Raw genomic sequence first — 25,162 nt, 5'->3', positions numbered from 1 at the left:
AGCACAGGAACGTATGCTCATATGCTAGAAACCACGCTCGATTATTAACATTATACTTCACTGAAAATCAATCGGAACAACAGATGGCCAATGTCCTAATTATTGATGATGACCCGTTTATCGGAGAACTGCTGATCGCCATAGCCGAAGCCCTGAACCACAATGGGGAAAAAGCCCTCACCCTCAAGAAGGGGCTGACACTTGCCCAAGAAGAACGTTTTGACGTTGTCTTTCTTGATGTTATCCTGCCCGATGGCAACGGACTTGATGCCCTGCCTGAATTACAGCAACTGAACAACATGCCGGAAGTTATCATCATCACAGGCAAAGGTGATTCTAAAGGTGCGGAACTGGCTATTAATTCAGGTGCTTGGGACTATATTGCCAAGCCTGCCAGTCAAGAAGAATACATGCTGCATATGAAAAGGGTCTTCCAGTACCGCAGCGAAAAACAATCTTCCAGCCCAAAACTCGGGCACCACAACATTGTAGGTCGCTCGGACTCTATAGTCCGTTGTCTCGGTCAGGCTGCAAAGGCCGCAGAAAGCCATGTAGGGGTACTCCTGCTCGGCGAAACAGGTACTGGCAAAGAACTTTTCGCTCGGGCTGTTCATGACAACAGCATGCGCCGTAACGGCCCCTTCATTATTGTTGACTGCGCATCAATCCCGGAAAATCTTGTTGAATCAATTCTATTTGGACACGAACGGGGAGCGTTTACCAGTGCGGACAAAAGTCAGGAAGGACTGATTGCCAAGGCAGACGGCGGAACCCTTTTTCTGGATGAAGTAGGCGAACTCCCGGTCTCCCTGCAAAAATCATTTCTCAGAGTATTACAGGAACGCACCTATCGCCCCGTTGGCGGAAATGAAGAAAGACTAAGTGATTTCAGACTGGTAGCTGCAACAAATCGCGACCTTGATGCCTTGGTCCAGAGTGGACGCTTCAGGCAGGACCTGCTCTACAGATTGCAGGCCTTCACCATAGAACTACCCCCTTTAAGGCAACGCGGCGAAGATATTCACAGGCTGTCCCGCTACTATCTGAACAAGCTGGCTGCTGACTTCAACGCCCCGCCCATCGCCATATCAGATGAATTTCTCGATGCCCTCAAATCATTTCCATGGCCGGGGAATGTGCGTGAACTTTTCAACGTACTGGAGCAGGTCTTCACTTCAAATCCCGGTGCCGGAGAATTTCTGCCCATCCACCTTCCGGTCAGGCTGCGTGTATCAGCAGCTCAGGCTGCGGTGCTGCCCAAGCATGAAACCCGCAACAGCCTGACTCTGATCAAGGGTAATAAAGCCCGCAAACCTCTAGGCCAAAACGAAGAAATCGTCCTGCCTCAAGTAACAGTACCTGCTTCAAATAAACTTCCTCTTTTCAAAGATTACCGGGAGGAAGCAGTCAACAATGCCGAAAGAATCTACCTTGAACAATTAGTGCTCATCAGCCAGGCCAATATGGCAAAGGCAGCCGGAATATCCGGAATATCGGTATCCAGACTTTATGCACTCTTGAAAAAACACAATATCAAGAAGCAGTACTCTGTGGAATAAAATAAAAAATCCCCTGCGACTTAATGCCGCAGGGGATTCGTTTCTTACTGATTTGTATAAACTGATTATTCCATAGAGCTAATATTAAAAGCTACGGAATAAAAGTGGTGGGTGAAGTCAACATATTCAACCGGAACATTTTTAGGAACATCGATCCTCGCCTGAGCAAAGTTGACAATTCCCTTAATACCACCGTCAACAAGATAGTTCGCAGCGCGCTGCGCCCTTTCCGGCGGGGTGGTGATAATTCCAATCTCAAGGCCCAACTCTTCAACTCTTGCCTTGAACTGGCGGGTGCAGACAACCTCAAGTCCGGAAACAACTTCCCCGATTTTATAGGGGTCGCAGTCAAAAGCGGCGCGAATGGAAAAACCACGCAGGGCAAATTCCTTATGGCGCAACAAAGCACGCCCGAGGTTACCGACGCCAACAAGAGCACAGCCCCAAACCCGGTCAACACCGAGGGACTGCTTGATTGAAGAGATGAGCTCGTGCACGTAATAGCCAACGCCACGCACACCGAATTCACCGAAATATGCCAGATCCTTACGAATCTGAGAAGGATTAACCGAACAGGCCCGGGCCAGTTTCTCCGAGGATATAACCTCTACTCCGTCCCGTTTGAGTCCTGTCAGAACCTGTATGTAAACAGCAAGCCTTTTAATGGTCGCTTTGGGGATATTCTGGGTTTTCACTTTAGTTTCCTATTTTCCATGACAAATGCACTTGCCCGAAAAGTCTCGGCTGGTAGTTAAAGGTTCAGAGGTCCGGAAAGACCAACACCTTCCCTCGCAAGTTCGCTCACTCCCCTACTGGAGAGTGGATGCGAAAGCAACCTTTTCCGCCACCTTCCATTAGATTTATATACACTAAAACCCTTGGTTTCGGCTACCCCGTTAATCGCATAATATTAATTTATGCAGGGGATTATAGCCTTAATGCCTGTAAAACCCCGATACCGGCATCAAAATATGTGAAAAAATTAACAATACTTGCGGAAAAAAAAGGAGGTCCGAAGACCTCCTTTAAATATTTCCAAATCCTTAAGACTAACCGATGAGGGGGTTAGCGAAGAGCAGGATCAGGTTAACAACGAGAGCGTAAATGGCGAGGGATTCTACGAATGCCAGACCAAGAATCAGAGTAACAGTGATTTTACCACCAGCTTCGGGGTTACGTGCAGTACCTTCACAAGCAGCTTTCAGACCGAGGCCCTGACCGATACCACAACCAGCAGCAGCGATAGCCATACCGATAGCGGTAGCAGTAGCGGTTGCGGAAGCAACTTCAGGAGCTACGCCAGCAGCAAATGCTGCACCAGCAGCGAGAACCAGAGCCATGGTGTTCAGAACGATAAGCAGAGCTTTACGCATTGTAAAATCCTCCAAAATATAAGTTTATTTAACAGGTCGTTAGACCATTTCCCCAAAATTAAGTGTACCTGAATCCTAGTGAGCTTCTTCCAGAGAACCTTTCAGATAAATCATGGTCAGCATGAAGAAAATGAAAGCCTGGATAACCTTTGCCAGCATGAACAGGAAGTACATGGGCAGGGTGGAAACTACAGGTGCAAGCAGGAACAGAAGTACGAGAACGATTTCCTCACCCCGGATGTTACCGAACAGACGCAGTGTAAGCGAAAGCGGACGGGAGATGTGGGAAACCACTTCGATGATAAACATCAAGGGAGCAAGAGCCGGAATCGGGCCCATGAAATGCTTGATGTAACCGGCCCCATGAAGTTTGAGACCAATATAGTTATAATAAAGAAAAGTACATACAGCCATCGCTGCGTTGGTATTGACGTTCGCTGTAGGAGCGTCAAAACCGGGAACAAGACCCATGAGGTTCAGTACGAGGATGTATACAAAAAGAGTACACATGAAAGGGAAAACCTGACGTCCGCCCTCACCGACGTTACTGACGACAAAATCTTCCAGTCCCCCGATGATAATCTCGGCAAGGTTCTGCACCCCGCCGGGAACCAGACTGAGCCTTCTGGATACGATGAAACCCAGTACAAAAAGAACACTCATTCCGAACCATGTGTACCACACGTGGTTGGGGATGTGAGTTCCCAGAGCATTGTTAAGCTCTGTCATGATCAATAATGGATGTGGTAAACCTCCAGCCATGATCCTTATGCCTCCTTCACTTTTTGCCGTAACCCGGCTACGCCCCAAAATATCGCATTCACAACTACCGTACTAAGACCTGCCAGAAGAGCGTATATAGAACACTGTCCCCAGACTATTAGCCCGTAGATAGCCAGCCCAGATAAAATGAGCCGACCGTAGAAGCGAATTAACAAGGACACAACCGCGCCCTTGCGCATGTAAGCCAGATGCTGACCGAACTTGGCCAGCGACCAGAAGTTGAACGTAACTAGAACCGCTCCTGCTGCCAGACCCAGTGCCCAGGGGGCAAACCCGATGGATACTATTGCAGCGATAAGACATGTTCCGGCAGCAAGGTACAATTGATTTCGCACCAGACTGCGTACGTCCGGATGAGTGAAGCCCCGCCTGTGGAGGAATGATTCAATCTTCTGATTTATTTTCATTGGTTTCTGGACCTTTCCCCTGATCCTTTTTCTGAATGCGCTGAACTTCATCGAATACGTTCTTGAAGCCGGCAGCGATTCCGAAACACAAGAAAACAATTAGAAGCCAAGGCTTCGTTCCCAACCATTTATCGAGATACCACCCGATACCCAACCCGACAAAGGTGGAGACAACCAGATGAGTTCCAATCGTAGCGGCATTGCCGAGCAGATCGAAGGTCTCTTTATTCCCATTTAAGAAGAACATGTTGCTTCCGGTCCTTTATTTTATCCGGGATGGAATTTGCTGCGCAAAGCGGACTTTGCGCAAACCTTCACAAGTGAGTCCCGTCTAGCACAACCCTCAAATAAGAGTCAACGGATTCTTTATCCAGAAGCTCTATTTAACTGAAATTTTATTCCAAAGATCAGCAGAGGAACCCACCTCGCAACTAAAAGCACCTGAATTTCATAGCCCTGAATAGCCCCGCGCGCAACTGCAAAATCAATTTTGAACGCATATTCAACTCTTTTTTCGCTATAAATTCTACATAAGTATTCAAAATTATAGCTTTTTTGTATTTGTAAAAAATTTCACAATCAGCAACTAGGGTATAAACAAACCTGAATCCTACAGAGTGACTTTTTTTTCATATCCACGTAAGTCTTATAACTCTAACCGGATACAGATTTAATACAGGAAGAATACTAAATATGACTATCAATGAATTGACTCTGGACAGACTCAGCTCCAAACAAAAGCCGTCTGAAATTAAATATATTTCCAGCAACGAAATACCCGAATCAAAATACGATTACGACCAGTTTCAACCGCGGGCACTACAGGCTTTCCGCATGGCTCTTGCCATTAAAGGAACCTGTCACAACCTTTATCTCTCCGGTGATCCCAATCTCGGCAGAAGTTACTTTGCCCGTGAATATTTCCAGCTGCGTGCCGCGAAACAGGATACCCCGCCGGACCAGCTTTACCTGCATAACTTTTCACAGCAGGACCATCCCATTTCAGTCAGCCTGCCGGCCGGACGCGGACAAGAGTTCAAAGATGCCATGTCCGAAGCAGTAAACCAGATCAAGGAACAACTTCCCACATGGTTTGAACGCGAGCCCCACGTAAAAGCCCTTGAACAGATTTCACGCACTTTTCAAGATGAGCGGGAAGGCCTTTTCAGCAACATGGAAGATCTGGCTAAAGAACGTGGCTTCAGTCTTGAAATTGACGATCACGGCGGACTGACCTTGATCCCGCTGATAGAAGGACGCATCCTGAACGATGACGAATTCGAACGTCTTGATCCTGATATGCGCAAAACTCTGCGCAATGCCGCTGACGACCTGCTGGCTGAGATGACCACCATCCTGCGTCGCATCAGTAAAACTGAAGAAGGTTTCCGCAAAGATGAACGTAAACTGCATCAGGATTCTGCCAAGGAACTGCTCAAGGATCTGCTGGCCCCGCTACATGAAAAATTTGATGAATTCGACAAGATAAAGGGCTATCTGGGTGAACTTGAAGAAGAACTGCTTGATAATATTGAACTGTTCATGCCCAAGGAACCACAGCCGGCTTCACCTATCCCCGGCTTACAGCTTCCGGAAGCCTCACCGATGGAAGAACTTTTCTCGCGCTTTGAAGTCAATCTGCTGGTGGACAACAGCAAGACCGAAGGCGCCCCGGTGGTTATGGCCGACCACCCGACCCTGTTCAACCTGCTCGGTTCCATTGAACGTGAATCTGAAATGGGTGCCCTATATACGGACTTCACCCTTATCCGGGCCGGGGCCATCCACAAGGCCAACCACGGGTACCTTATTGTCTATGTCGATGATATTTTGAGCACTCCCTCCTCTTGGGAAGGATTGTTACGCGCCCTGCGCACCGGTCAGGCCAAAATTGAAGATCCCGGTGATGGGGATCAGATTCGTACCAAAACTATTGAGCCGGAACCTATCCCGCTTGATCTGACCGTGATTCTCATCGGTTCCGAAGAAACATACGAAATATTATTATATAATGACGAAAGGTTCGGTAAATATTTCAAGCTCAAGGCCCACATGCAACTCAGTGCTGAGCGTGAGCCGGACAACGTAGAACGGTTTGTCCGGGTGCTGGGCAAAATTATTCAGGATTCCAAGCTGCTGCCCTTTAAACAGGATTCACTGGCAAGGGTGGTGGATTACTCCAGCCGTCTGGCTGAAGACCAGAAGAAACTTTCCCTACGCATTCCGTTAATCAAGGAAATGATGGTCGAAGCCTCGGCACTGGCAAAGCTGGACGGCAAAGAAAATGTGGATCTTCCCGCACTGGAAGAAGCCATATCCATGAAAGACTTCCGCTCCAATCTTTATGAAGATGAATACATGAATGAGTATGACCGCGAGGTCATCAAGGTGGAAACCTCCGGCGAGGGAGTCGGACGGGCCAACGGACTTTCTGTTACCCTGTTCGGTAATTACGAATTCGGCCTGCCGCACCAGATATCCTGCACCGTCGGCGTGGGTCACGGCGGTATTCTCGACCTTGAACGTGAAGCCCGTATGGGCGGTCCCATCCATACCAAAGGGATGATGATTATTAAAAGTTACCTCGTGGGACTTTTTGCACAGGACAAACCCATCGTGCTTACCGGGTCCCTCTGTTTTGAACAGAGCTATGCCGGAATCGAAGGAGACTCCGCTTCCGGGGCCGAGCTGGCCTCATTGCTTTCCGGAATCTCCGGGGTACCCATCAAATTCGACTATGCCTTCACCGGAGCGGTGAGTCAGTCCGGCTCCATCATGGCCGTGGGCGGAGTCAGCCGAAAAATTGAAGGTTTTTTTGAGGTCTGCCGCCGCCGGGGATTAAACGGCAAACAGGGTGTTCTCATTCCGGCGGATAATGTGGTAAATCTCATGCTCAGGAGCGAGGTTGTTCAGGCTGTGGAAAGCGGAGAATTCCACATTTACCCGGTCAAAACCATTGAAGAGGCCATTTATATCCTCACCGGAATGGAAGCCGGAGTCCGGGGTGAAGACGGCAAATTCCCGGAAGGAACACTTTACCGCAAAGCGGATGACAGGCTGGCGGAACTGGCAAAGCTGGCCAGACTTGCAGAATGTAAAAAATAAACCCGACAGGAAATTCATATGTCCAACTCATGGATAATGTCCAAAATACCTGAGTTTGTCCGTGACACTTTCAGGGATTTCTGCCTTGCGGGCAGCGCACTGGAGGAACAGTTCGAAACATTCGACCGCGAAGGCAGCGTTAGTTTTGAAGTTCTTGACGACCTTATCGGAACCAAAATGAACAAAGGGCTGCTCTGGCGTCTCAAGGATACTGCGCACCTGCTCTTTCGCAATGAGGAAGGCGATCCACTTTCCGGACGTTTTCTGGACTGGGGAATGGGCTATATTTTTCACGAAGCCTTCAAGCTGCGCGAGGATGCCTACCAGAATCTCAATTACGCACCGCTTTTTTCAAACCTGCGCGGAAAAGACACCACCCTGCCGGAATCAATGATCGGGCAGGATTTTGTACAAGTGGTGGAACAGACCGAAGAAAGTATGGAAAGGGAAATCAGCCGCATAAGATTTATTATTGCCCGCTGCCGCAAACTTTTTCCTATTTACCTTAAAAGCCACAAGGATAACGCCCTTTTGGGCAGGCTGCTTTTTTCCCAGAACCATCTTATTCTCGAAGTTTTTCGTGAAGAATATGAACTACTTATCGACACCATATACGAAGATGAGCCTGAAATGCTTTATGTCTTAGCCTCACGGAGCCTGCGTCTGGGCGGTTGGATGGAAAAGGCTGTGGAGGCCACCGGACTGGCTTACAAATTAAACCCGAACAACCATAGGGTGTTGCAAGAAAAAGAAATTGTTGATAATTGGACGAAAACAGTTAAAGTATAACTATTGCAAACTACGGGTACCAAGTACTAAATTTCAAATAGCAGGAGGCCTTGAAAATGAAGAAACTGATCTGGCTCGCAATCGCATTCAGCCTGATGTTTACATGGGGATGTGCCAAAAAGCAGGTTGCCCAGGAAGAGGTTGTGGTTGTAGAGGAAACTGAAGTTGTAGTTGTTGAAGAAGAACCAGCAGCTGAAGTTGTTCCCCCGACTCCCATGGAAATCTACGAAAGTGAGTACAAAACTCTGCCCACTTCCCACGTAGTAACCAAAGGCGAATGCCTCTGGTGGATCGCTGAATATCAGCAGATTTACAATGATCCTTTCATGTGGCCCCTTATTTACAAAGCAAACAGGGACCAGATCAAGAACCCTGACCTGATTTACGCAGGCCAGAGTCTTGAAGTTCCCCGCGCCGGTTTCACCCTTGACGAAGTTAAGGATGTCCGCAAACAGGCCGGTGCTTCCTGGAAAGCTCTTCAGCCTGCTGAGAACGCAGTTGTTCCCGGTGAAATGAAAGCTGCTCTCGGTTACCTGTAGAAATACAAGTAAACTTAGATTTTAAAAACCCGGTTTCCACATCAGTGGAAACCGGGTTTTCTTTTTTTCTTTCCCTTGAATCTTAGCGCAATTACAGGGTATATAAATAGTAGGCCCTTTCCAACGGCATAAGAATTATCCGCATTAATTAACATGGGAAGAAAATGACATTTCTAAACTGGCTCAGGTCGGGATTCGGCAAGCTGGTCATTGCCACTGCCCTGCTCCTCATTCTAAGCACACTCGCTTTCTATTGGATAGAACTCAGCGAGGGTGAGGATGCACGGATTTCCCATGCTTTTTGGTGGGCCATTGTAACCCTGACCACCGTGGGTTACGGAGACATGGTGCCAACCACGGTACCCGGTAGAATACTCGGCGGACTGGTCATGATCTCCGGCATCGGGCTGGTTACCTCACTTACCGGTAATATGGCTTCCATGCTGGTGGAGCAGAAAGCCAAAAAACGCAAGGGGCTGTTATCAGTGAAAGCCAGCGACCACGTAATCATACTCGGCTGGAATGACTACGCCTTCGGGCTGATCGAATCCCTTAACGAACAGACCGCTTCCAATAAAATACAGCTGGTAATTGTCAGCGACCTTGAAAGCCAGATCAGGGATGAAATCGCCTTCAGGCTGGATATGGGTGAAAGACTAAATTTTGTGCACGGCAACATCAGTCAGGCCAATGTCATTTCCAGAGCTAATCCTGCGGTTGCCCGCAATGTCTACGTACTCTGCCAGAATGGTATCGACGACAAGGAATCGGACCAACAGGCCATATACGCGGTGCTGGCCCTGCGCACATTAGCTCCAAAGGTTCCGGTTTATGCAGAGATAGCCCGTCAGGAAAACAAGGAACATCTGCTCCGGGCCGGAGCCAATGAGATCCTTGTACGCGGAGAAATTTCCGGTCACATGATGGGTATGATGGGGGCCAGCCCTTCCATGTGGTCATTTTTTCGCAACCTGCTCGGCATCGGGGAATCGGGCATGCTTAAGTTCCGGCCCTGCAATGCCGAGGAACAAAGAATGAGCTGGGGCGAACTCAGCTCCAAAATAAGAAACAGCAACGGCTGTCTCCCGGTTGCAGCCTGTAAACTTGGAAAGAATCTGACCTTGCAGGATGTACTCGACGAAAGCTCGGCACTGGATCAATTCATCATGGAGTTGTTCAAAACTTCCGGGCAGGACACCTCACTGGGCATGCAGGGGCCGAAAGTGCAAATGAATCCCCCGGATAATGAATCCATGGAAGAATACGACGCCCTGCTGGTAATCAGTTCTCCCGGAGGTTCCGAGCATGGCTGATTACTGGCAATACATCCCCCTTTTCCAGAACCTCAACGAGGATGAACTGCAACAGGTAAAACATATTTTTGCCAGCATTGCAGTCCGCTCCGGCACGGATATTATATCTGAAGGCGAAGAAGGGGACGAGATGTTCATCCTTGTGGACGGAAAAGTCCGCATCAGCAAAGCCATGCTCATGAAAGGCATGACCCTGCCTCTCAGTGAACTGAAGAATCCCAGCAAGGTCTTGGCAAATCTGGATGACAGCAGCTTTCCCATGTTCGGGGAAATTGCACTCATCGACCGTGACCAGCGCTCAGCAACAGTCACAGTGGTGGAGGATTCAGAATTTCTGGTTACCGACCGTATGAAATTTTTTGAATTTGTCGGAAAACATCCTGCCATCGGCGGCAAGCTGCTCATGACCATCGGCAAAAGGTTAACCGCTACAGTACGCCGCAACAACAATGAACTGGTCAAGCTGACCACTGCACTGGCTCTGGCTCTTTCACGAACTAACAGGTGATGAAAAACAGCTCGGGAGCGAAAGAAAACTTCAGCTGACTCATATGAGTCAACATCGGCTGTTTTCCCCCGACTCCCGAAGTAATACCGATAAATTTTTTATTTACAGATACGGCGAAGCTCCACTTTTACCCTGTTGGCAGCGTTAGGACACTCCCAGACCTGAACATCAGGATCATCACCGAAAGGAAACGTCCCTCCCAATTGCAGCGTTGTCACCCAGCCTGCGATATTGCTGTAAAATAATCCGCAAAAATCACCACACTTATGGGTGCTGAGCTCAAACTCATCACCGGACTTCATTCCGATTGTGCAGTTCCCTTTGGTCTCAACAACTTTTGCTACAACCCTATTGCCGATAGCTGGAAATTTAACAGACATTGCTTTGCTCCTTCAGTTTTATTTGATTGATGACGATTGCTACAGCTCTCCCGGCTCTGCATAACCAGCCAAAGCGACTTGATGCTGAAGCAATGCTCAAACAACTAAAGAAACAAATGAAAAAACTCTGTAGCGAAAGCTACATCAGATATTATTTAAGGTGATTATTTTATCCTTGCAGCTGATTTTACCCTTAGCAACCAAAGCCTGCATAGCCTTGGTAATACTGACCCGATGTGCTCCCACTAAAAAAGCAAGCTCTTCGTGGGTTAACTTAATAGGCAGCTTATAGGTATTACCAATCCTGAGCCCATGTTCTTTAGAAATACTGGCAAGGACACTGTAAAGCCTATCTGCAAGACTGACCTCTGCGATGCTTTCAATCCTGCTGGACATGGAAGACATTTTATTACTCATGGATTTAATCACATTAAGTCCGATCTCCGGGTTTTGGCGGATAAGAGACTGAAAACTGCCAAGATTAAAACCACATGTTATTGTTTCTTCTATTGCCCAAGCACTTACCGGGTATGTTTCAACTCCTGAAAATAGATCTTCACCGAGAACATCACCATCCTTTCTAAAGTCAAGAGTAACTTCAGCGCCGTCTTCGTTAACTTTACTAAGTTTAATTCTTCCCGACCTGACAAGAAACAGTTCATCAGCCACCCCGCCCTGACTGAAAACAAGCTGGCCTTTAGGAATTTCCCTTCTAAGGCCGATCGTCTGCAACTCCTGAAGCTGGCTTTCAGTAAAATGGTCGAATATCCACAAATCCTTTAAGCATGCACCTGTTCCGCCTGAATCCCCTGCAGCGCATTGATCACATATACATTCCATACCTGTTGACCCTTACCTTCGTTAATAACATTTCTGCCGGTCATCTGGCACAGCAGAAACAGACGGTCCAGTATTTCAGGCATAGCTCTCTATATTATCATACCAAAAAGGAATGAAACAACCTGCACGTTTGTAAGTCTATAACAATGACCACTGGACTTTATAGCACTCAGCCACTATGGAAGGGTTACCGATGAAAGCCACACTGCATCGGTAAAATAAAGTTTTTCATATGACGGAGGCACAAATGTCCAAGTATATACTTCTTATTGCAGTCCTGTTGCTGGTTTTTCCCGCAGGTTGTGCAAAAAAAAGAATTTATTCCACTCCCGCAGTTACCCATCACAAGGTAAAGAAACAAGATTCGCCAAATGTGGTTAAACCAGTCCTGAAGACAGACCCATACACCGTGCATGGCCGAAGCTATGTTCCGCATCTCAGCTCCAAAGGCTACAAAGCTCAGGGACTAGCTTCATGGTATGGTGATGATTTCCATGGCAAAACTACTGCTAACGGCGAAACATATAATATGTACGCCATGACTTCCGCACACCGTACCCTGCCCATGGGCACCATGCTTGAGGTCACAGACCGCAGCAGTGGACGCAAGGTAATCGTCAGAGTTAATGACCGCGGCCCTTTTGCAGATCCTGATGTAAGAATCATCGACCTCTCATACGCCGCAGCATCCAAGCTCGGTATCGTCAACAAGGGAATTACTCCTGTTGAACTGCGGGCCATTGAGGATGTCAATGTAGAGCCGGTAGAAGCAACTGAAATCGTAGCAGAAACAGCAGCCCCGGACGAAGAGGCTGTGCTAGAAGAAACGGTTCAGGCCGCACCGGAAGTAGAAGAAATCATTATCACTGAAGAAGCCACCGCGCAGGCCCATTACTACATTCAGGTCGGTGCATTCACCGATCACGACCGCGCTCAGGCAATACTGGCAACCCTCAAGAACAGCGGTTACAAAGAATCGCGCATGGTTCAGGTTGAAGTGAACGGTCAGCGATTCATGCGTGTGCAGGCCGGATACTTTTACAATATCCCCGCTGCTGAAGATGCCATGGCTACTCTGGGTGACGAATACGGCAACGTAATTCTTGTTACTGAATAAAAGCACCAAGGTCCCTTGGGACCCATCTTAGTTTAAAGTAGTAAGCACACAAAAAACCGCCGTATCTCGAGATACGGCGGTTTTTTGTTTTCATTACACACATCAAATCTGAAAAGAACCCGCGGAACAATAAATTGCACACAAGCAGAAAACAGGAGCCGGAGATACCCCAGCTCCCTGGTTTCCTTGCAAAATATTAAACCGGGAGGAATCCAGACCGCAAAAAAACGGTCTTCTCACCAATCAGTTCAGTTCAGACCTGAACTTGCGGGAGAGCCTGAAAACAACGACCTTGCGTGCGGGCAGGGTGATTGCTTCGTTGGTCTGGGGATTGCGTCCCTTACGAGCATTTTTGTCGTAAGCTTCAAATTTACCGAAACCGCTGATCAACATGGCGTGATCTTTTTTCACAGCCTGTTTCATGATGTCGAGGATGGATTCAACCAGTTCCTTGATTTCAGCTCTGTTCCGGTCAGTCTTTTCGTAGATGTAATCAACAACGCTGGCTTTAGTAAGGGTGTTTCCGCTAGCCATTTCCTTTCCTCCGTTGTCCTCGGCCCTGTGGGCAGGGGCGGCGGGTTTAAAGTTAACCGTGCAGACAAAAAACTGGCACGGCGATTCAGGTAAAAGGCGTTATCGTCTGAGAATAAATTACAATTAATTTATCCTTTTATCATCTTTTCTATCTTTTGAGCAAGGGCCATTGCCTCGTCCATGCTTTCATATTCACTCTGATCCCAATGGACAAAACCGTCTTCTTTAAATCTTGGGATAAGATGGAAATGAGCATGAAAAACAAGCTGGCCTGCCGCTTCATTATTATTCATAATCAGGTTCAATCCGTCAGCCCCGGTAGCTTTGACTATGGCATCCCCGGCAAGCTGGGCGGCTGTAAATATATCCTGCCCCAGTTCCGCGGGAAGATCCCAGATATTTTCGCAATGCTGCTTGGGGATAACAAGGGCATGGCCTTTGTTAACCGGGCCGATATCCAAAAAGCTGAGCACTTTCTCAGTTTCATAAATCTTAAAGCAGGGTATTTCACCGGCCACGATTTTACAGAAAATACAATCCTGATCACTCATAATAAGTACTGCTGCTGTTCCTGTAGTTGCATGTTAGAACAAATAGTCTTAAACCGATCCTGAAATCTTCAAGAGACAGTTATATTTAAATAAATAACCGACCACGTTTTTTTAATCAAGCTAATTTATTAAACAAAGGCATGATTTGTCTTATTTTTTTACCTGAGCAGCCCGAAAATATGAACACTACAATTTTCAAACACCCGGAACCGGCACAACAGAAAACGCGCATCTGGCCGGTTTTCATGCCTTTTATGGGCTGCCCGTCGAAATGTATTTATTGCTCTCAAAACAGGCAGACTGGAACAGGAGCTAAGACATTAAGCGAAATATATCAAGATCTTGAACATAATATTCCCGCTTTTTTTTCTAAAAAGGACCGCGATCCACTTGAGCTGGCTTTCTTTGGCGGAACTTTTACGGCTCTTCCGTATGAATGGCAGTTGCGCTTTGTCTCACTCGCCGCAAAATTTAAAAAACAAGGGTTTCTGACCAAAGTCCGCTGCTCCACCCGGCCGGACTGCATTGAACATAATCAAATTTTAGAGCTACGCAAAAACGGACTGGACATGATCGAACTGGGTATCCAGAGTTTTTCAGCACTGGTACTGCGCCGGTCCGCTCGTAATTATTCCCCGGAAACAGCCGTCAAAGCCTGCCGCACTGTACGTGAAAGCGGCCTTTCACTGGGCATTCAGCTGCTCCCCGGATTGCCCGGAACAAAACGCGGTGATTTCCAGCGTGACATCAGCCGGACTATTGAGCTAAGCCCCGACGCAGTGCGCATTTACCCCTGCCTGACAGTCAAAGGCACCGGACTTGAAAAACTATACCGGGCCGGGAAATACACCCCATGGTCCCTAAGCCGTACTGAAGAAGAACTGGCTCCGGCCCTGCTCAGACTATGGATGCACAAAATCCACGTCATCCGCATCGGCGTGGCTCACGAAGACGGTTTTGAAGACAGCATTGTAGCCGGTCCGGTTCATCCTGCACTGGGTCAGAAAATACGCTCCAAAGCTCTCTACCTGTTTCTACGTTCCCGGCTAGCCGGGACCGGGGCTGACCCAATTAAATTAATAGTACCGAAACAATATTCCGGAGAACTTTGGGGCCATAAATCCAGCCTGAAGCCGCTTTACGCTAAACTCGGAATTTTTCCTGCCAATACCAGCTTCTCAAATGCTGTCCTCTTTAATTTAATCTACAAATAACTTACCCTATCATTGCTTTTAATAATCATTACTGATAGCAAGGTGTGGCTGTTTTAGGAAAACCCCTTTTCCGAAACGGTAAAATAAGTCATATTGATGAAAGCAATATATTTATTGTTGATGAGAAGATCAGTACCCGCATAATTCAAGCGGGATCAACAAGGAGACCAAACATGAGTACCCTGAGCGCAGAAGAGAAATACCGCAATTTTATACCTGAAGAAAGCCGCGAATATCTTGAAAAACTCTTTGCCGGATTCAAGCGGATCGTAACTATTGAGGTATATACCACTGACGGTGAACACCGCGAATATAATGAATTCACCCTCAATATCTGCCGGGCATTCAATGTGATGAGCGACAAAATTGAATTACGTGAATACGCAGTGGACAGCGAAATGGGCAAAAACCGCAATATTATCACCACCCCCACTGTACTCATTTCGCCGGATGAATATGATATCCGCTTTCTCGGTGCTCCTGCCGGGGAAGAGGGACGCGCATTGGTGGAAGCACTGAACCTAGCATCCAAGGGTATTGACGCTATCTCTGACTCTACAAAAGAAATACTCGAACCGCTCGAAGAAGACAGACTGATCAAGATGTTTGCCAGCCCCACCTGCCCCTACTGCCCCGGACAGGCCATCAATGCATTCAAAGCCGCAGTTGCCAGACCTGATAAAATTTCAGCATGGAACATCTCCACCCTTGATAATGAAAACATGGCCCATGAATACAATGTCGGCTCTGTTCCGCACACCGACGTCAACGATAAAGCGACCTTTACCGGACTGGAGCCGGAAGAGAAATTCATGCTCCAGCTGCTCTTCCTCAAACCACTCGAGGAAGTTGTAGAAGAGCAACGGACTGCAAAAAAAGAAACTCCCGAAGACACAACCTACGTGAATATTGATCTGGTCATCATAGGAGGCGGCCCTGCCGGAATGAGTGCCGGAATTTACGCCAAGCGCAGCGGCTTGAGCTGTATTATCCTTGAAAAGCAAGGTGTAGGCGGTCAGGTTGCTCTGACTCCCAAAGTGGAAAACTACCCCGGCTTCACCAATATTCAAGGATTCGAGCTGGTGGAAATACTTGGCACCCATGCCCGCGAATACACCGACATTCACCAGTTCGCCGAAGTCAGTGATGTTAAATACGGGCCCCGCATTGAGATAACCACCGAAGAAAAGACCTACCGGGCCAAAGGGGTTATGCTGGCAACCGGTGTTAACGTGCGCATGCTCGGTGTTCCCGGCGAAGACAAATTTTACGGTCACGGGGTCAGCTATTGTGCCACCTGTGACGGGAACTTTTACAAGGGCGGCAAGGCCGTTGTGGTCGGCGGGGGCAATACCGCTTTAACCGACGCTTTGCACCTCAAACATCTGGGCATTGAAACCACCATAGTTCACCGCGGCGACAAATTCCGGGCAGAAAAGGTCCTTCAGGATTCCGTTGACCGTGAGGGAATCGAAATCATCTGGAACAGTCAGGTTACCGAAGTAATTGGCGATGATCAGGTGGAATCCGCACGCATCATCAACAAGGACGGCACCGAATCCATCAAGGACACTGACGTGGTTTTCGTCGCCATCGGGCATACCGCCAATACCGAGCTTGCTGAAAAACTTGGCGTAGAGCTACGCGAAGACGGATTTATTAAGGTCGATCCCACCCAGCGCACCAGCGTGGAACGGGTTTACGCCGCCGGGGACGTTACCGGAGGAGTACGCCAGATCATCACCGCAACCGGGCAAGGAGCCGCAGCAGCACTGACCGCTTTTGATGATTTTACCCGGCTCTTTGATGATACTGAAAAGAGCAACAAAAATATTTGGTAATTTTTGAATGCCTCCGGCGGCCCGTCGGGGACCAAAGAACCTTTTTGGAAAAAGGTTCTCTGGACTCTCCCAAAACTTTTATTAGGGCTTCGCCATCTATAAAAATTAAGCGTCCTGTTTTTTGATAAAACAGGACGCTTTACTATTTAATTTGCAAACAAATCCTGCCTAACGTTTAAAAAATTATTCACTGTGAGCCCAAGTCCGACCGGGTCCTGATACATTAGCCAATGGGTTGCATTCTTGTAGCGCACCAGCCAGCTTCCTTTGATCTGCTCCGCAATTTCAACACTTAATTTCTCCGGCAAAATGTCATCATCCAAGCCGGAAATAACCAGCGTATTTTTTTGCAATCTACTTAATCGGGAACAACAGCCGGGCCAGACAATCATGGCATCGGCCTGCGCCTGCACTATTGCCGGATCAGGCGGGTTTGCCGGACGCGGAAGCTTTTCATAGGCATCGGGGTATTTTTCAACCCAACCGGGCGGGAAGAAATGACCGAGTAACTCTTTAACATCCATCTTCAACAACCTGCGGGTGATATCAGCTACAGGCTTTGCGTCGCAGGACGCGCCTAAAAGAATCAACTTGCGGACTTTCTCTGGATAATTGAGAGCCATTTCCTGCGCGATAAGCCCGCCCATGGACCAGCCGAACATATCAGCCTGTACGTAACCGAGTTCACGCAATAATCCGGCGCAATCTGAAGCCATGCGTTTAATGGAGATGACTTCTGTACCATTTGTAGATCCGCCCATACCCCGGTTATCAAAGATGATCACCGTATGTTCCTTTCCCAGTTCGCGAATCAACTGTGCATCCCAGAGGTCCATGGTCCCGGCAAAACCCATGATCATAAGCAGGGGAGGACCTTCCCCGAATGTACGGTATGCAAGCTTAACATCGTCCACCTGAACCTGCGACTTAGGCAAGGGGGTAAGGTATTGTGCGGAATCAGGAAGGTTCTTATGAACACATCCGACCAGCAGAAACAATAGCACTAAAGGCATGATCAGCCGACGCATGGCAAACTCCGTTTTTAGGATTCCTGGGCAGGATACCCTTCATCATCTTTTTTGGAAAGCTGCTCAGTTTCATCTTCTATTGATGAATCTGGTTCATCCACTTCATCCGTGACATGATCCGTCTCTTCAAAATCATTTGTGGATTCTATTAATTCGGACGATTTCTGCGCTCGATCTTCAAACGGCTCACTTTTCAGACCCTGACCATTTCCTAAATGATCCGCGAGAACCTCATTGCGTACCTTGGTAACACTGAACGGCTCACCCTTACTGACCAGCACAGCCACCCTGTACATGAAATCACGGATTGCAGCTGCCTGATCACGCTGATCACCGGAAACAGACTCACAACGCTCATTAATCTCGAGCAATCCGTTCACCATCAGCCGGGATTCGGGATTATCCTTGAGCATAAAAAGCGCGGCCAGCATGGATACATCCGTTTCACCAAGACCATCCACAATGGCTGCGTATATCTGATATTCCTCGCTTATCTCATCGTTGATTACCCCTTGCACAACCTTGAGCAGGGTCTCATCACTCCCTTTTTCACCCTTGCGGCTGAAAATAAGCAACCACATGGAACGCATTTCAGGTTCAAGGCCGGAATCAAGGATGCTTTCAACAGTCAAATTGCCATCCGCAAATCTTTTAAATAATTCACGGAAAGTTATGTTTGTGCGCTCATCTTCAGCATTGAGCTCTGCCCTTTGGCGCAACTCCCGGTCCGCAATCAGCATTTCCGAAAGCTCGCGACGCATGTCAGCATCTTTCAGATCTTCCAGCTCTGCTTCCAGCTGCTCTTCATCCATATGGCGTAGGGAATGAAACTCCTGCTTCATATGCTGATTCCGGGCCTGCGGTTCAAATATTCCATAAAGCCGTTCAAAATGCCCCTCACCCAGTTGATTCTTCCAGCTTTCACACAAAATTAATGCGCTGACCGGGTCCTTCATACCTATTTTTTCCAAGGCCCCGGCATACATAGCCTGTTTGGCTGTGATCAAACGAAGTTGCAGAAGTTCGGGGTTGCTTCCCCGGTAAAGTCGCAAAATTGCCCCTTCAAGCAATCTTTCCCCATGCATAAGTGAAGCAGCGTCCGGGCTGAGGTTGACTGCCTTAAGCACGGAATCAATGGTTTCCGCAGCAGTATGTTCCTTCCAGTTCTGGTATTCCTGACTTTGATGCCGAGCCACTGTATCCACAGCAGTCTTGCGCCGGGACTCCAGAATATCCATAAACCGGGTCCGGCAATCATCATCGGGCAATGCATCGCGCAGCCTGCCCCCTTCTTCCGCAAAATAATCATTAACTTTGAACACCGCTGACTGGGCATCACCCGCACGCAGTATCATCAAACCGGATTCAGGGTTAGCAAGAATCTCCTGTAATCCGGATTCAAAACGGTTGTAAGCGTCCAATACCCGTAAATCGCGCTCTTCCTCCTCCCGATCCCGGGCACGCTGAAGCAGTGCAGGATCAAGACTCTCCCGCAAGCTTAATCTTTCCAGTTCCGGGCTTATCATCTGCTCTTTTTCAGCACCGAGCAATCCTTCGAAACCCTGTCCCGTTAAAACATTTCCACCTTTTAAACTTGCAATTTTCATTGTCACTTTCTCCTGTTAGTTATTGATTTAATAAATAAATCCACAAACACAGGAAGGAGAAATACCAACGAGGGCGGACCTGAGTTACCCAACTCAGGTCCGCCCTTTTAAAAATTACCCCATACAGGAAAAAGAAAGTGAGTGATTGCTTAATAAACAGACGCCCAAAATACACTACTCGATATGACAAACAGAGAAATTCTTACTTAATAAGACCTTCCCCAGCCGCCGGAGGCAAATTACTTTTTATAAACAGCACCAGTTGATGCTGAAGTTACGTTCTGACTGTAACGCTTGAGGAATGCGGAGGGCATTTCCTTTTCAATGGGCTTGAATACAGCACGGCGTTTTTCAAGTTCACCTTCATCGAGCTTTACGTTGATGGACCGTTCGGGGATGTTGATTTCAATTACATCGCCGGTTTGAACCAGCCCGATGGCACCGCCGGAAGCCGCTTCCGGGGAAACATGCCCGATGGCTGCGCCGCGGGTACCGCCGGAAAAACGTCCGTCAGTGATCAGGGCTACATCTGCGCCCAGACCCATACCTGCGATGGCAGAAGTGGGGGTCAGCATTTCACGCATGCCCGGTCCGCCCTTGGGACCTTCATAAAGAATTACTACAGCGTCGCCTTTAACGATCTGGTTGCCGAGAATCGCTTCAACAGCTTCTTCTTCGGAATTGTAGACCTTGGCGTTGCAGGTGCGCTTCATCATTTCAGGTGCCACAGCGGACTGCTTAACTACGCAGCCGTCCTCGGCAATATTACCGAACAGAACAGCGATACCGCCTTCCTTGGAATAAGGATCATCAACCGGACGTACTATGTTATGATCGGTGATTCCTGCGCTTAATTCCTTGAGGTTATCACCTACAGACTTACCGGTAACTGTCATAGGATCAAGCTCGATACGTCCGGTCTTGGAAAGTTCGGCCATAACGCCCTGAATGCCGCCTGCTGTGTTCAGGTCCTCGATGTGATCGGGACCGGCCGGGGAAAGTTTACACAGGTTGGGGGTGTTGCGGCTGATTTCATCAAATACGGTCAGGTCCAGATTCAGGCCTGCTTCGTTGAAAATGGCGGGCAGGTGCAGCACGGTGTTGGTGGAGCAACCGAGAGCCATGTCCATGGTTACCGCGTTCTTGAGACTCTGCTCAGTGACGATGTCGCGCGGTTTGATGTCTTTTTCGAGCAGAGTCATGATCTGGGAACCCGCAGCCTTGGCAAGGCGGGTACGCTCAGCCATGACTGCGGGGATGGTGCCGTTTCCGGGCAGAGCCAGACCGATGGTCTCGGACAGACAGTTCATGGAGTTAGCAGTAAACATACCGGAACAGGAACCGCAGGTGGGGCAGGCACTCTGTTCAAGTACGGTAAGCTCATCTTCAGTCATATTTCCGGTCTTAACCTGACCTACGCCTTCGAATACGGTGATGAGGTCGACTTTTTTGCCGTCTTTGCGTCCTGCGAGCATGGGGCCGCCGCTGATTACGATGGTCGGGATGTTCAGGCGCAGGGCAGCCATGAGCATACCGGGAACGATTTTATCGCAGTTGGGGATGAGTACCAGCGCGTCAAAGGGATGCGCAGTAGCCATGATCTCAATGGAGTCGGCAATGATCTCACGGCTGGGCAGGGAATAACGCATGCCCGCGTGGTTCATGGCCAGACCGTCACAGACGCCGATGGCCGGAAATTCCATGGGCACACCGCCGGCAAGACGTACGCCGTCTTTTACCGCGCGGGTGATGGTGTGCAGGTGCACGTGGCCGGGAATGATCTCGTTGGCCGCGTTACAGATACCGATCAGCGGACGGTTGACCTCGTCCTTGGACATGCCCAGTGCGTAAAGCAGGGAACGGTGCGGGGCCTTCTCCAGCCCTCCAGTCATTTTTTTACTTCTCATAATGATTACTCTCCTGATTGGTATGCCTCCGGCGGGTCTCCGACGGCCCTGCCGGGGGCCTCTCCGAGGGCTTAAACCCTTTGAAAAGGGTTTAAGAATCCCAAACTTTCTTAATAAGCTATCGCTCTGTGTTGCAGTAGATAGCAGGTTAATATGAAAAATTTCCTTTTATGAGGAATGGCCTTTGGATATTGAAAATGCTCATCTAAGCTAGAAAACGGCGAAGCCCTAATAAAAGTTTTAGGAGAGTCCAGAGAACCCTTTTCCAAAAGGGTTCTTTGGTCCCCGAAGGGCCGCCGGAGGCAATAAATCTTAATTCTTAACAGCCACAAAGCTGCTCAGCATTCCGATCAGGGTGACGGTTCCTGCAAGTATAAGGCATTGTTCCGGGGGCAGGAAGGTCAGTTTCATGAATAGCGGCGGAAAGTTCAGGATATCTGCGAAAAATTGCTGGGCAGCGTATAGGATGCCAAGGGCTGTAGAACTTCCGATAAGTCCGAGCAGTGCCCCTCCGGTTAAGAGCGGGAGGCGGATGAACCATTGCTTGGCACCCACAAGATAGAGGATTTCTATTTCGTCTTTGCGGGTCATTAGTGAAAGGCGCATGGTGTTTCCTACTACCAGTGCAACGATCAGGCCGAGAAAGCCGATGATGGGCCAGACTATGGATTGGGTCAGGCTGATCCAGCCTCTTGCAAGGTCAATCTGTAGCGGATTGTAATGCACCTTGTCCACAAAGGGAAGTGCTTTAAGGTCGTGTAATAAATCAGCGGCCCAGCGTTCGTTTTCCACACCCGGCTCAACGGAAAAAGAGAGCAGGGCTGTGGGCGGCAGGGGATTGCGTGACTCACCGAGCCATGAAAAATCGTCTGTATCGCTGAGGGCTTCGGAAAGCTGCTTGAGGGCATTTTCCGGGGTGAAGGTACGGATATCTTTGAGACCTTCAATCCTTTTGAGGTCGGCCCATTGTTTTTCGTAATCTTCAGCCGGGGTGTTGGCGGCCCAGAAAATCTGGATTTCAACCTGTCCTTTGCTCTTAAGGAGTTCCTGATTGACGTTGTGCAGGGTGAGCATGAACAGCCCGGCCATGATGGAAACCATGGTTACAGCCACAAGGGTGAAGATATTGGCCCATGGGTGCAGACCCATGTCGCGGATTCCCCGGCCTACAAGCCTGAAAAAGAGTGCTAACATGGGCAAAGCTCCGAGGTCAGGAATTCCGGAGGTTCACTGAGTTGTCCGTCTTCAAGGTGTATGATTCTGGCATCCGGAACGCAGCGCAGGATCTCCCGGCTGTGGGTAGCCATGACTACTGTAGTGCCGTGGGTGTGGAATTGCTTGAAAACATCCATCAGGTGCAGGGAAAGCTCAAAGTCGAGGTTTCCGGTGGGTTCGTCAGCAATGATCAATTTGGGATTAACCACCATGGCCCGGGCGATTGCCACCCGCTGCTGTTCACCACCGGAAAGACTGCCGCATTTGGAGTAGCTCTTTTTTTCAAGGCCAAGGGCTCGGATGATGGCCCGGACCCGTTTATCCACAACTGATTTGGGCATGCTGCGTACAGTGAGGGCAAGGGAAACATTTTCGTAAACTGAGCGGTTCGGCAGAATTTTGAAATCCTGAAAAACCACACCCAGATCACGGCGCAACATGGGAATCTGTCCGCCTTTGATATTGTGCAAGTCATATCCCGCAACAGAACCCTGTCCGCGTGTGAGCGGCAGGGCACCGTAAAGCAGACGCATGAGTGTGGTCTTGCCCGCACCGGAATGTCCGGTAAGGAAGATGAATTCCCCTTTTTCAATATGCAGGGAAATATCCTTTAAGGCCCAGTTGGAACCGAAGTTGTATGAAAGCCGGTTAAGCCGGATCATTTAATCACCGTGAAAAATAGCTAGAATTTAACCTTAAGCTTCTGGCCGTCAGAAGTGGTGCAGGCACCTGTTCCGCCGCCTTCGAATTCCTGTGCCGGATCTTTCAGTTCAAAGTCGCATTTCATGCTGACTCCGTCATGGCTGTACAGGGTGACGGATTTATCACCGCGTTTCATTTCGCCGTTGAAGACGGTTTCGTCAGGCAGCTGGGCTTTTACGGCGTAAGTCTTGAGTCCACGCTGTTTGAAAGCGGACATTTCCACCGGCCCGAGATCGGTACCTTTATCAGAGGTGACTTCACCATTCATCATTACAGGTGCACAGGCAGCAAGGCCGAGCAGGATGGTGGTCAGAATAAAAAATCTGTAAATCATATTATTAAACTCCTCAAATGGGTTTGTAGCAGGGGTGGGACAGTTTTGCAAAAAACATTATATTAAGCAGCCTGCCGGGCATCTGTTTCGGTAAACGGTCAAAAAACAGAGTTGGAAAGTGGGATATCTTCCACAGAGAGATTTACGTTTTTGCTGTTTTCAATTAAGTTCCCCAATAGAGCATGGACCTTAGCAACATTCCTGACAATTGCGCGTTTTTTGGGCGTACCTTCAGATTTAATGTCGTAACTGTTTGAAATAATTAGTTGCGGTGTGTGCTTAATTATCGTCAATGGCCGTGGATAAACATATAACTCAAGCAGCAGGAAAGAGATATGAAAATTTCTGAAAGACTTATGAGAGCAAAGCCGTCAGCAACTCTGGCAGTAAACGCCAAGGCACAGGAACTGCGCGCACAGGGTAAGGAAATCGTAAGCCTCGCGGTTGGCGAACCTGATTCCCCTACTCCGGCGCATGTTTGTGAAGCCATGAAAAAAGCTGTAGATGACGGTTTTCATCGTTACACAGCAGTTCCGGGACTTCCTGAACTGCGCACAGCCGTAGCTAACTACTATGGTAAGTTCTACGGCGCAAAAGCCGAAGCTGAAAACACCATCATCAGCAACGGCGGTAAGCATTCTCTGTACAACCTGTTCATGGCCCTGATTGATCCGGGCGATGAAGTGCTCATTCCTGCTCCTTACTGGGTCAGCTATCCGGCCATGGTCGAGCTGGCTGAAGGTAAGCCGGTTATAGTGCCCACAACTGCCGAGTCCGGTTTTCTGGCCGAGATCAAGGATCTTGAAGCTGCCTGTACCGCTAAAACCAGACTGCTTATCCTGAACACCCCCTCCAACCCCACCGGCGGGCATTACCCGCAGGCACAGCTGGATGAGATCGCCAATTGGGCCAAGTCCAAGGGTATCTTCATTGTTTCCGATGAAGTTTATGACCGTCTGGTTTACAAGCCTGCTGATTACTCCACTCTTGCCAACTTCTGGGAAAAGAACCCCGAAGACGTAGCCATCGTCGGTGCACTTTCCAAGAGTTTCGCCATGACTGGCTGGCGTGTTGGAACCACCCTTGCCCATGCAGACCTGGTCAAAGCCATGGTCAAGATTCAGGGCCAGTCCACTTCTAATGTGAACACCATGGCTCAGAAAGCAGCTCTGGCAGCTTTTGAAGGCCCGTGGGATCTCATTGATGATATGTGCGTCAAGTTCCAGCGTCGTCGCGACATTGCCTATGACATCATTACTTCCTGGCCCGGCGCAATCTGCCCCAAACCGGATGGAGCATTCTACCTCTTCCCGGTTCTGGATACTTTTTTCACCGAAGAAACCCCTGATTCCGCTTCCATGTGTACCAAGATTCTGGAAGAAGCCGGAGTCGCCCTTGTACCCGGTTCTGCTTTCGGTGATGACCGCTGCATCCGCTTCTCTTACGCCGTGGATGATGAAGTGCTCAAAAATTCATTGGAAAAAATCGGCAAAGTGTTGATGGGAAAATAAAAAGC

General features: G+C 48.7%; 25 protein-coding genes. 10 read left to right on the top strand and 15 right to left on the bottom strand.

The window, feature by feature from the left end; genetic code table 11:
• The first annotated feature begins 83 nt into the window (after nt 1-83).
• Nucleotides 84-1,559, top strand: a complete 1,476-nt coding sequence (locus FMS18_RS16050) for a sigma-54 dependent transcriptional regulator (protein WP_163295694.1) — start codon at nt 84-86, stop codon at nt 1,557-1,559.
• Nucleotides 1,560-1,624: 65 nt separating this feature from the next.
• Here FMS18_RS16050 and FMS18_RS16045 read toward each other — a convergent pair whose 3' ends face one another.
• The 5 genes from FMS18_RS16045 to FMS18_RS16025 form a co-directional block, all read right to left on the bottom strand.
• Nucleotides 1,625-2,254, bottom strand: coding sequence for a redox-sensing transcriptional repressor Rex (locus FMS18_RS16045; protein ID WP_015853584.1), 630 nt, complete (start codon nt 2,252-2,254; stop codon nt 1,625-1,627).
• A gap of 354 nt (nt 2,255-2,608) precedes the next feature.
• Complete coding sequence (gene atpE / locus FMS18_RS16040) at nt 2,609-2,932, bottom strand: ATP synthase F0 subunit C (protein ID WP_015853585.1); 324 nt, start codon at nt 2,930-2,932, stop codon at nt 2,609-2,611.
• A gap of 75 nt (nt 2,933-3,007) precedes the next feature.
• Nucleotides 3,008-3,694, bottom strand: a complete 687-nt coding sequence (gene atpB / locus FMS18_RS16035) for a F0F1 ATP synthase subunit A (protein WP_136675343.1) — start codon at nt 3,692-3,694, stop codon at nt 3,008-3,010.
• A gap of 5 nt (nt 3,695-3,699) precedes the next feature.
• Nucleotides 3,700-4,122 carry an ATP synthase subunit I gene (locus tag FMS18_RS16030; protein ID WP_163295693.1) on the bottom strand — a complete coding sequence of 141 codons (423 nt, stop codon included), beginning with the start codon at nt 4,120-4,122 and terminating at the stop codon, nt 3,700-3,702.
• Entirely contained in the window at nt 4,100-4,369 is a 270-nt protein-coding gene (locus FMS18_RS16025; protein WP_163295692.1) for an AtpZ/AtpI family protein, read from the bottom strand. Before FMS18_RS16025 ends, FMS18_RS16030 begins: the two co-directional genes overlap by 23 nt.
• 446 nt (nt 4,370-4,815) lie before the next feature.
• Here FMS18_RS16025 and FMS18_RS16020 point away from each other — a divergent pair, with 446 nt between their 5' ends.
• The 5 genes from FMS18_RS16020 (at nt 4,816) to FMS18_RS16000 (ending at nt 10,376) form a co-directional block, all read left to right on the top strand.
• A complete protein-coding gene (locus FMS18_RS16020; protein WP_163295691.1) occupies nt 4,816-7,227 on the top strand; it encodes an AAA family ATPase in 2,412 nt (803 codons plus the stop codon).
• A gap of 18 nt (nt 7,228-7,245) precedes the next feature.
• On the top strand, nt 7,246-8,016 hold the full coding sequence (locus tag FMS18_RS16015; protein ID WP_163295690.1) for a hypothetical protein: 771 nt from the start codon (nt 7,246-7,248) through the stop codon (nt 8,014-8,016).
• Nucleotides 8,017-8,072: 56 nt separating this feature from the next.
• Nucleotides 8,073-8,555, top strand: coding sequence for a LysM peptidoglycan-binding domain-containing protein (locus FMS18_RS16010; RefSeq protein ID WP_163295689.1), 483 nt, complete (start codon nt 8,073-8,075; stop codon nt 8,553-8,555).
• A 164-nt stretch (nt 8,556-8,719) separates the two neighbouring features.
• Complete coding sequence (locus tag FMS18_RS16005; protein ID WP_163295688.1) at nt 8,720-9,868, top strand: potassium channel family protein; 1,149 nt, start codon at nt 8,720-8,722, stop codon at nt 9,866-9,868.
• Nucleotides 9,861-10,376 (top strand): cyclic nucleotide-binding domain-containing protein, encoded by a 516-nt coding sequence (locus FMS18_RS16000; protein ID WP_163295687.1) that lies wholly within the window; start codon nt 9,861-9,863, stop codon nt 10,374-10,376. Before FMS18_RS16005 ends, FMS18_RS16000 begins: the two co-directional genes overlap by 8 nt.
• 98 nt (nt 10,377-10,474) lie before the next feature.
• Here the strand turns inward: FMS18_RS16000 and FMS18_RS15995 are convergent, their stop codons facing one another.
• Both FMS18_RS15995 and FMS18_RS15990 read right to left on the bottom strand, forming a co-directional pair.
• Complete coding sequence (locus FMS18_RS15995; protein WP_163295686.1) at nt 10,475-10,756, bottom strand: TIGR04076 family protein; 282 nt, start codon at nt 10,754-10,756, stop codon at nt 10,475-10,477.
• A 144-nt stretch (nt 10,757-10,900) separates the two neighbouring features.
• Nucleotides 10,901-11,596: a Crp/Fnr family transcriptional regulator gene (locus FMS18_RS15990; protein WP_163295685.1), complete on the bottom strand. Its 696-nt coding sequence runs from the start codon at nt 11,594-11,596 to the stop codon at nt 10,901-10,903.
• A 247-nt stretch (nt 11,597-11,843) separates the two neighbouring features.
• Between FMS18_RS15990 and FMS18_RS15985 the strand changes: the two genes are divergently transcribed.
• Complete coding sequence (locus FMS18_RS15985) at nt 11,844-12,713, top strand: septal ring lytic transglycosylase RlpA family protein (protein ID WP_163295684.1); 870 nt, start codon at nt 11,844-11,846, stop codon at nt 12,711-12,713.
• 243 nt (nt 12,714-12,956) lie between these two features.
• Here FMS18_RS15985 and FMS18_RS15980 read toward each other — a convergent pair whose 3' ends face one another.
• Nucleotides 12,957-13,247 carry an integration host factor subunit alpha gene (locus FMS18_RS15980; RefSeq protein WP_163295683.1) on the bottom strand — a complete coding sequence of 97 codons (291 nt, stop codon included), beginning with the start codon at nt 13,245-13,247 and terminating at the stop codon, nt 12,957-12,959.
• Between the two features lie 128 nt (nt 13,248-13,375).
• The gene (locus FMS18_RS15975) at nt 13,376-13,798 is read right to left on the bottom strand and encodes an HIT family protein (RefSeq protein WP_163295682.1); all 423 of its coding nucleotides are present in this window, start codon (nt 13,796-13,798) and stop codon (nt 13,376-13,378) included.
• A 179-nt stretch (nt 13,799-13,977) separates the two neighbouring features.
• Here FMS18_RS15975 and FMS18_RS15970 point away from each other — a divergent pair, with 179 nt between their 5' ends.
• Both FMS18_RS15970 and FMS18_RS15965 read left to right on the top strand, forming a co-directional pair.
• Nucleotides 13,978-15,012: an elongator complex protein 3 gene (locus tag FMS18_RS15970; protein WP_163295681.1), complete on the top strand. Its 1,035-nt coding sequence runs from the start codon at nt 13,978-13,980 to the stop codon at nt 15,010-15,012.
• Nucleotides 15,013-15,185: 173 nt separating this feature from the next.
• Nucleotides 15,186-16,853, top strand: coding sequence for an FAD-dependent oxidoreductase (locus FMS18_RS15965; RefSeq protein ID WP_163295680.1), 1,668 nt, complete (start codon nt 15,186-15,188; stop codon nt 16,851-16,853).
• 146 nt (nt 16,854-16,999) lie between these two features.
• Here FMS18_RS15965 and FMS18_RS15960 read toward each other — a convergent pair whose 3' ends face one another.
• The 6 genes from FMS18_RS15960 to FMS18_RS15935 all read right to left on the bottom strand — a co-directional run bounded on the left by FMS18_RS15960 (nt 17,000) and on the right by FMS18_RS15935 (nt 23,646).
• Nucleotides 17,000-17,881, bottom strand: coding sequence for an alpha/beta fold hydrolase (locus FMS18_RS15960; protein WP_163295679.1), 882 nt, complete (start codon nt 17,879-17,881; stop codon nt 17,000-17,002).
• Nucleotides 17,882-17,895: 14 nt separating this feature from the next.
• On the bottom strand, nt 17,896-19,488 hold the full coding sequence (locus FMS18_RS15955; RefSeq protein WP_163295678.1) for a hypothetical protein: 1,593 nt from the start codon (nt 19,486-19,488) through the stop codon (nt 17,896-17,898).
• Between the two features lie 239 nt (nt 19,489-19,727).
• Nucleotides 19,728-21,395, bottom strand: a complete 1,668-nt coding sequence (gene ilvD / locus FMS18_RS15950) for a dihydroxy-acid dehydratase (protein WP_163295677.1) — start codon at nt 21,393-21,395, stop codon at nt 19,728-19,730.
• A 312-nt stretch (nt 21,396-21,707) separates the two neighbouring features.
• Nucleotides 21,708-22,589 carry an ABC transporter permease gene (locus tag FMS18_RS15945; protein ID WP_163295676.1) on the bottom strand — a complete coding sequence of 294 codons (882 nt, stop codon included), beginning with the start codon at nt 22,587-22,589 and terminating at the stop codon, nt 21,708-21,710.
• Nucleotides 22,583-23,272: a cell division ATP-binding protein FtsE gene (gene ftsE, locus FMS18_RS15940; RefSeq protein ID WP_163295675.1), complete on the bottom strand. Its 690-nt coding sequence runs from the start codon at nt 23,270-23,272 to the stop codon at nt 22,583-22,585. The genes FMS18_RS15945 and ftsE overlap by 7 nt, the downstream gene beginning before the upstream one ends.
• Nucleotides 23,273-23,292: 20 nt before the next feature.
• The gene (locus FMS18_RS15935) at nt 23,293-23,646 is read right to left on the bottom strand and encodes a hypothetical protein (protein ID WP_163295674.1); all 354 of its coding nucleotides are present in this window, start codon (nt 23,644-23,646) and stop codon (nt 23,293-23,295) included.
• A gap of 335 nt (nt 23,647-23,981) precedes the next feature.
• Here FMS18_RS15935 and FMS18_RS15930 point away from each other — a divergent pair, with 335 nt between their 5' ends.
• Nucleotides 23,982-25,157, top strand: coding sequence for a pyridoxal phosphate-dependent aminotransferase (locus tag FMS18_RS15930; RefSeq protein ID WP_163295673.1), 1,176 nt, complete (start codon nt 23,982-23,984; stop codon nt 25,155-25,157).
• The last annotated feature ends 5 nt before the right edge of the window (nt 25,158-25,162 follow it).

The organism is Desulfovibrio sp. JC022, from assembly GCF_010470665.1.
Lineage (GTDB): Bacteria > Desulfobacterota > Desulfovibrionia > Desulfovibrionales > Desulfovibrionaceae > Maridesulfovibrio.
Note: the sequence above shows the minus strand (reverse complement) of the source record. Positions and strands in the feature narration are given on the sequence as shown.

Excerpts from the sequence above, each read along its gene's own strand:
- FMS18_RS15960 (WP_163295679.1), bottom strand. The coding sequence starts at position 17,881 with ATGCGTCGGCTGATCATGCCTTTAGTGCTATTGTTTCTGCTGGTCGGA.
- FMS18_RS16025 (WP_163295692.1), bottom strand. The coding sequence starts at position 4,369 with ATGTTCTTCTTAAATGGGAATAAAGAGACCTTCGATCTGCTCGGCAAT.
- FMS18_RS15945 (WP_163295676.1), bottom strand. The coding sequence starts at position 22,589 with ATGTTAGCACTCTTTTTCAGGCTTGTAGGCCGGGGAATCCGCGACATG.
- FMS18_RS15930 (WP_163295673.1), top strand. The coding sequence starts at position 23,982 with ATGAAAATTTCTGAAAGACTTATGAGAGCAAAGCCGTCAGCAACTCTG.
- ilvD (WP_163295677.1), bottom strand. The coding sequence starts at position 21,395 with ATGAGAAGTAAAAAAATGACTGGAGGGCTGGAGAAGGCCCCGCACCGT.
- FMS18_RS15970 (WP_163295681.1), top strand. The coding sequence starts at position 13,978 with ATGAACACTACAATTTTCAAACACCCGGAACCGGCACAACAGAAAACG.
- FMS18_RS15975 (WP_163295682.1), bottom strand. The coding sequence starts at position 13,798 with ATGAGTGATCAGGATTGTATTTTCTGTAAAATCGTGGCCGGTGAAATA.
- FMS18_RS16010 (WP_163295689.1), top strand. The coding sequence starts at position 8,073 with ATGAAGAAACTGATCTGGCTCGCAATCGCATTCAGCCTGATGTTTACA.
- ftsE (WP_163295675.1), bottom strand. The coding sequence starts at position 23,272 with ATGATCCGGCTTAACCGGCTTTCATACAACTTCGGTTCCAACTGGGCC.
- FMS18_RS15935 (WP_163295674.1), bottom strand. The coding sequence starts at position 23,646 with ATGATTTACAGATTTTTTATTCTGACCACCATCCTGCTCGGCCTTGCT.
- FMS18_RS16020 (WP_163295691.1), top strand. The coding sequence starts at position 4,816 with ATGACTATCAATGAATTGACTCTGGACAGACTCAGCTCCAAACAAAAG.
- FMS18_RS15985 (WP_163295684.1), top strand. The coding sequence starts at position 11,844 with ATGTCCAAGTATATACTTCTTATTGCAGTCCTGTTGCTGGTTTTTCCC.
- FMS18_RS16005 (WP_163295688.1), top strand. The coding sequence starts at position 8,720 with ATGACATTTCTAAACTGGCTCAGGTCGGGATTCGGCAAGCTGGTCATT.
- FMS18_RS16030 (WP_163295693.1), bottom strand. The coding sequence starts at position 4,122 with ATGAAAATAAATCAGAAGATTGAATCATTCCTCCACAGGCGGGGCTTC.
- FMS18_RS16000 (WP_163295687.1), top strand. The coding sequence starts at position 9,861 with ATGGCTGATTACTGGCAATACATCCCCCTTTTCCAGAACCTCAACGAG.
- FMS18_RS16050 (WP_163295694.1), top strand. The coding sequence starts at position 84 with ATGGCCAATGTCCTAATTATTGATGATGACCCGTTTATCGGAGAACTG.
- FMS18_RS15980 (WP_163295683.1), bottom strand. The coding sequence starts at position 13,247 with ATGGCTAGCGGAAACACCCTTACTAAAGCCAGCGTTGTTGATTACATC.
- FMS18_RS15965 (WP_163295680.1), top strand. The coding sequence starts at position 15,186 with ATGAGTACCCTGAGCGCAGAAGAGAAATACCGCAATTTTATACCTGAA.
- FMS18_RS15995 (WP_163295686.1), bottom strand. The coding sequence starts at position 10,756 with ATGTCTGTTAAATTTCCAGCTATCGGCAATAGGGTTGTAGCAAAAGTT.
- FMS18_RS16015 (WP_163295690.1), top strand. The coding sequence starts at position 7,246 with ATGTCCAACTCATGGATAATGTCCAAAATACCTGAGTTTGTCCGTGAC.
- FMS18_RS15955 (WP_163295678.1), bottom strand. The coding sequence starts at position 19,488 with ATGAAAATTGCAAGTTTAAAAGGTGGAAATGTTTTAACGGGACAGGGT.
- FMS18_RS15990 (WP_163295685.1), bottom strand. The coding sequence starts at position 11,596 with ATGGAATGTATATGTGATCAATGCGCTGCAGGGGATTCAGGCGGAACA.
- atpE (WP_015853585.1), bottom strand. The coding sequence starts at position 2,932 with ATGCGTAAAGCTCTGCTTATCGTTCTGAACACCATGGCTCTGGTTCTC.
- atpB (WP_136675343.1), bottom strand. The coding sequence starts at position 3,694 with ATGGCTGGAGGTTTACCACATCCATTATTGATCATGACAGAGCTTAAC.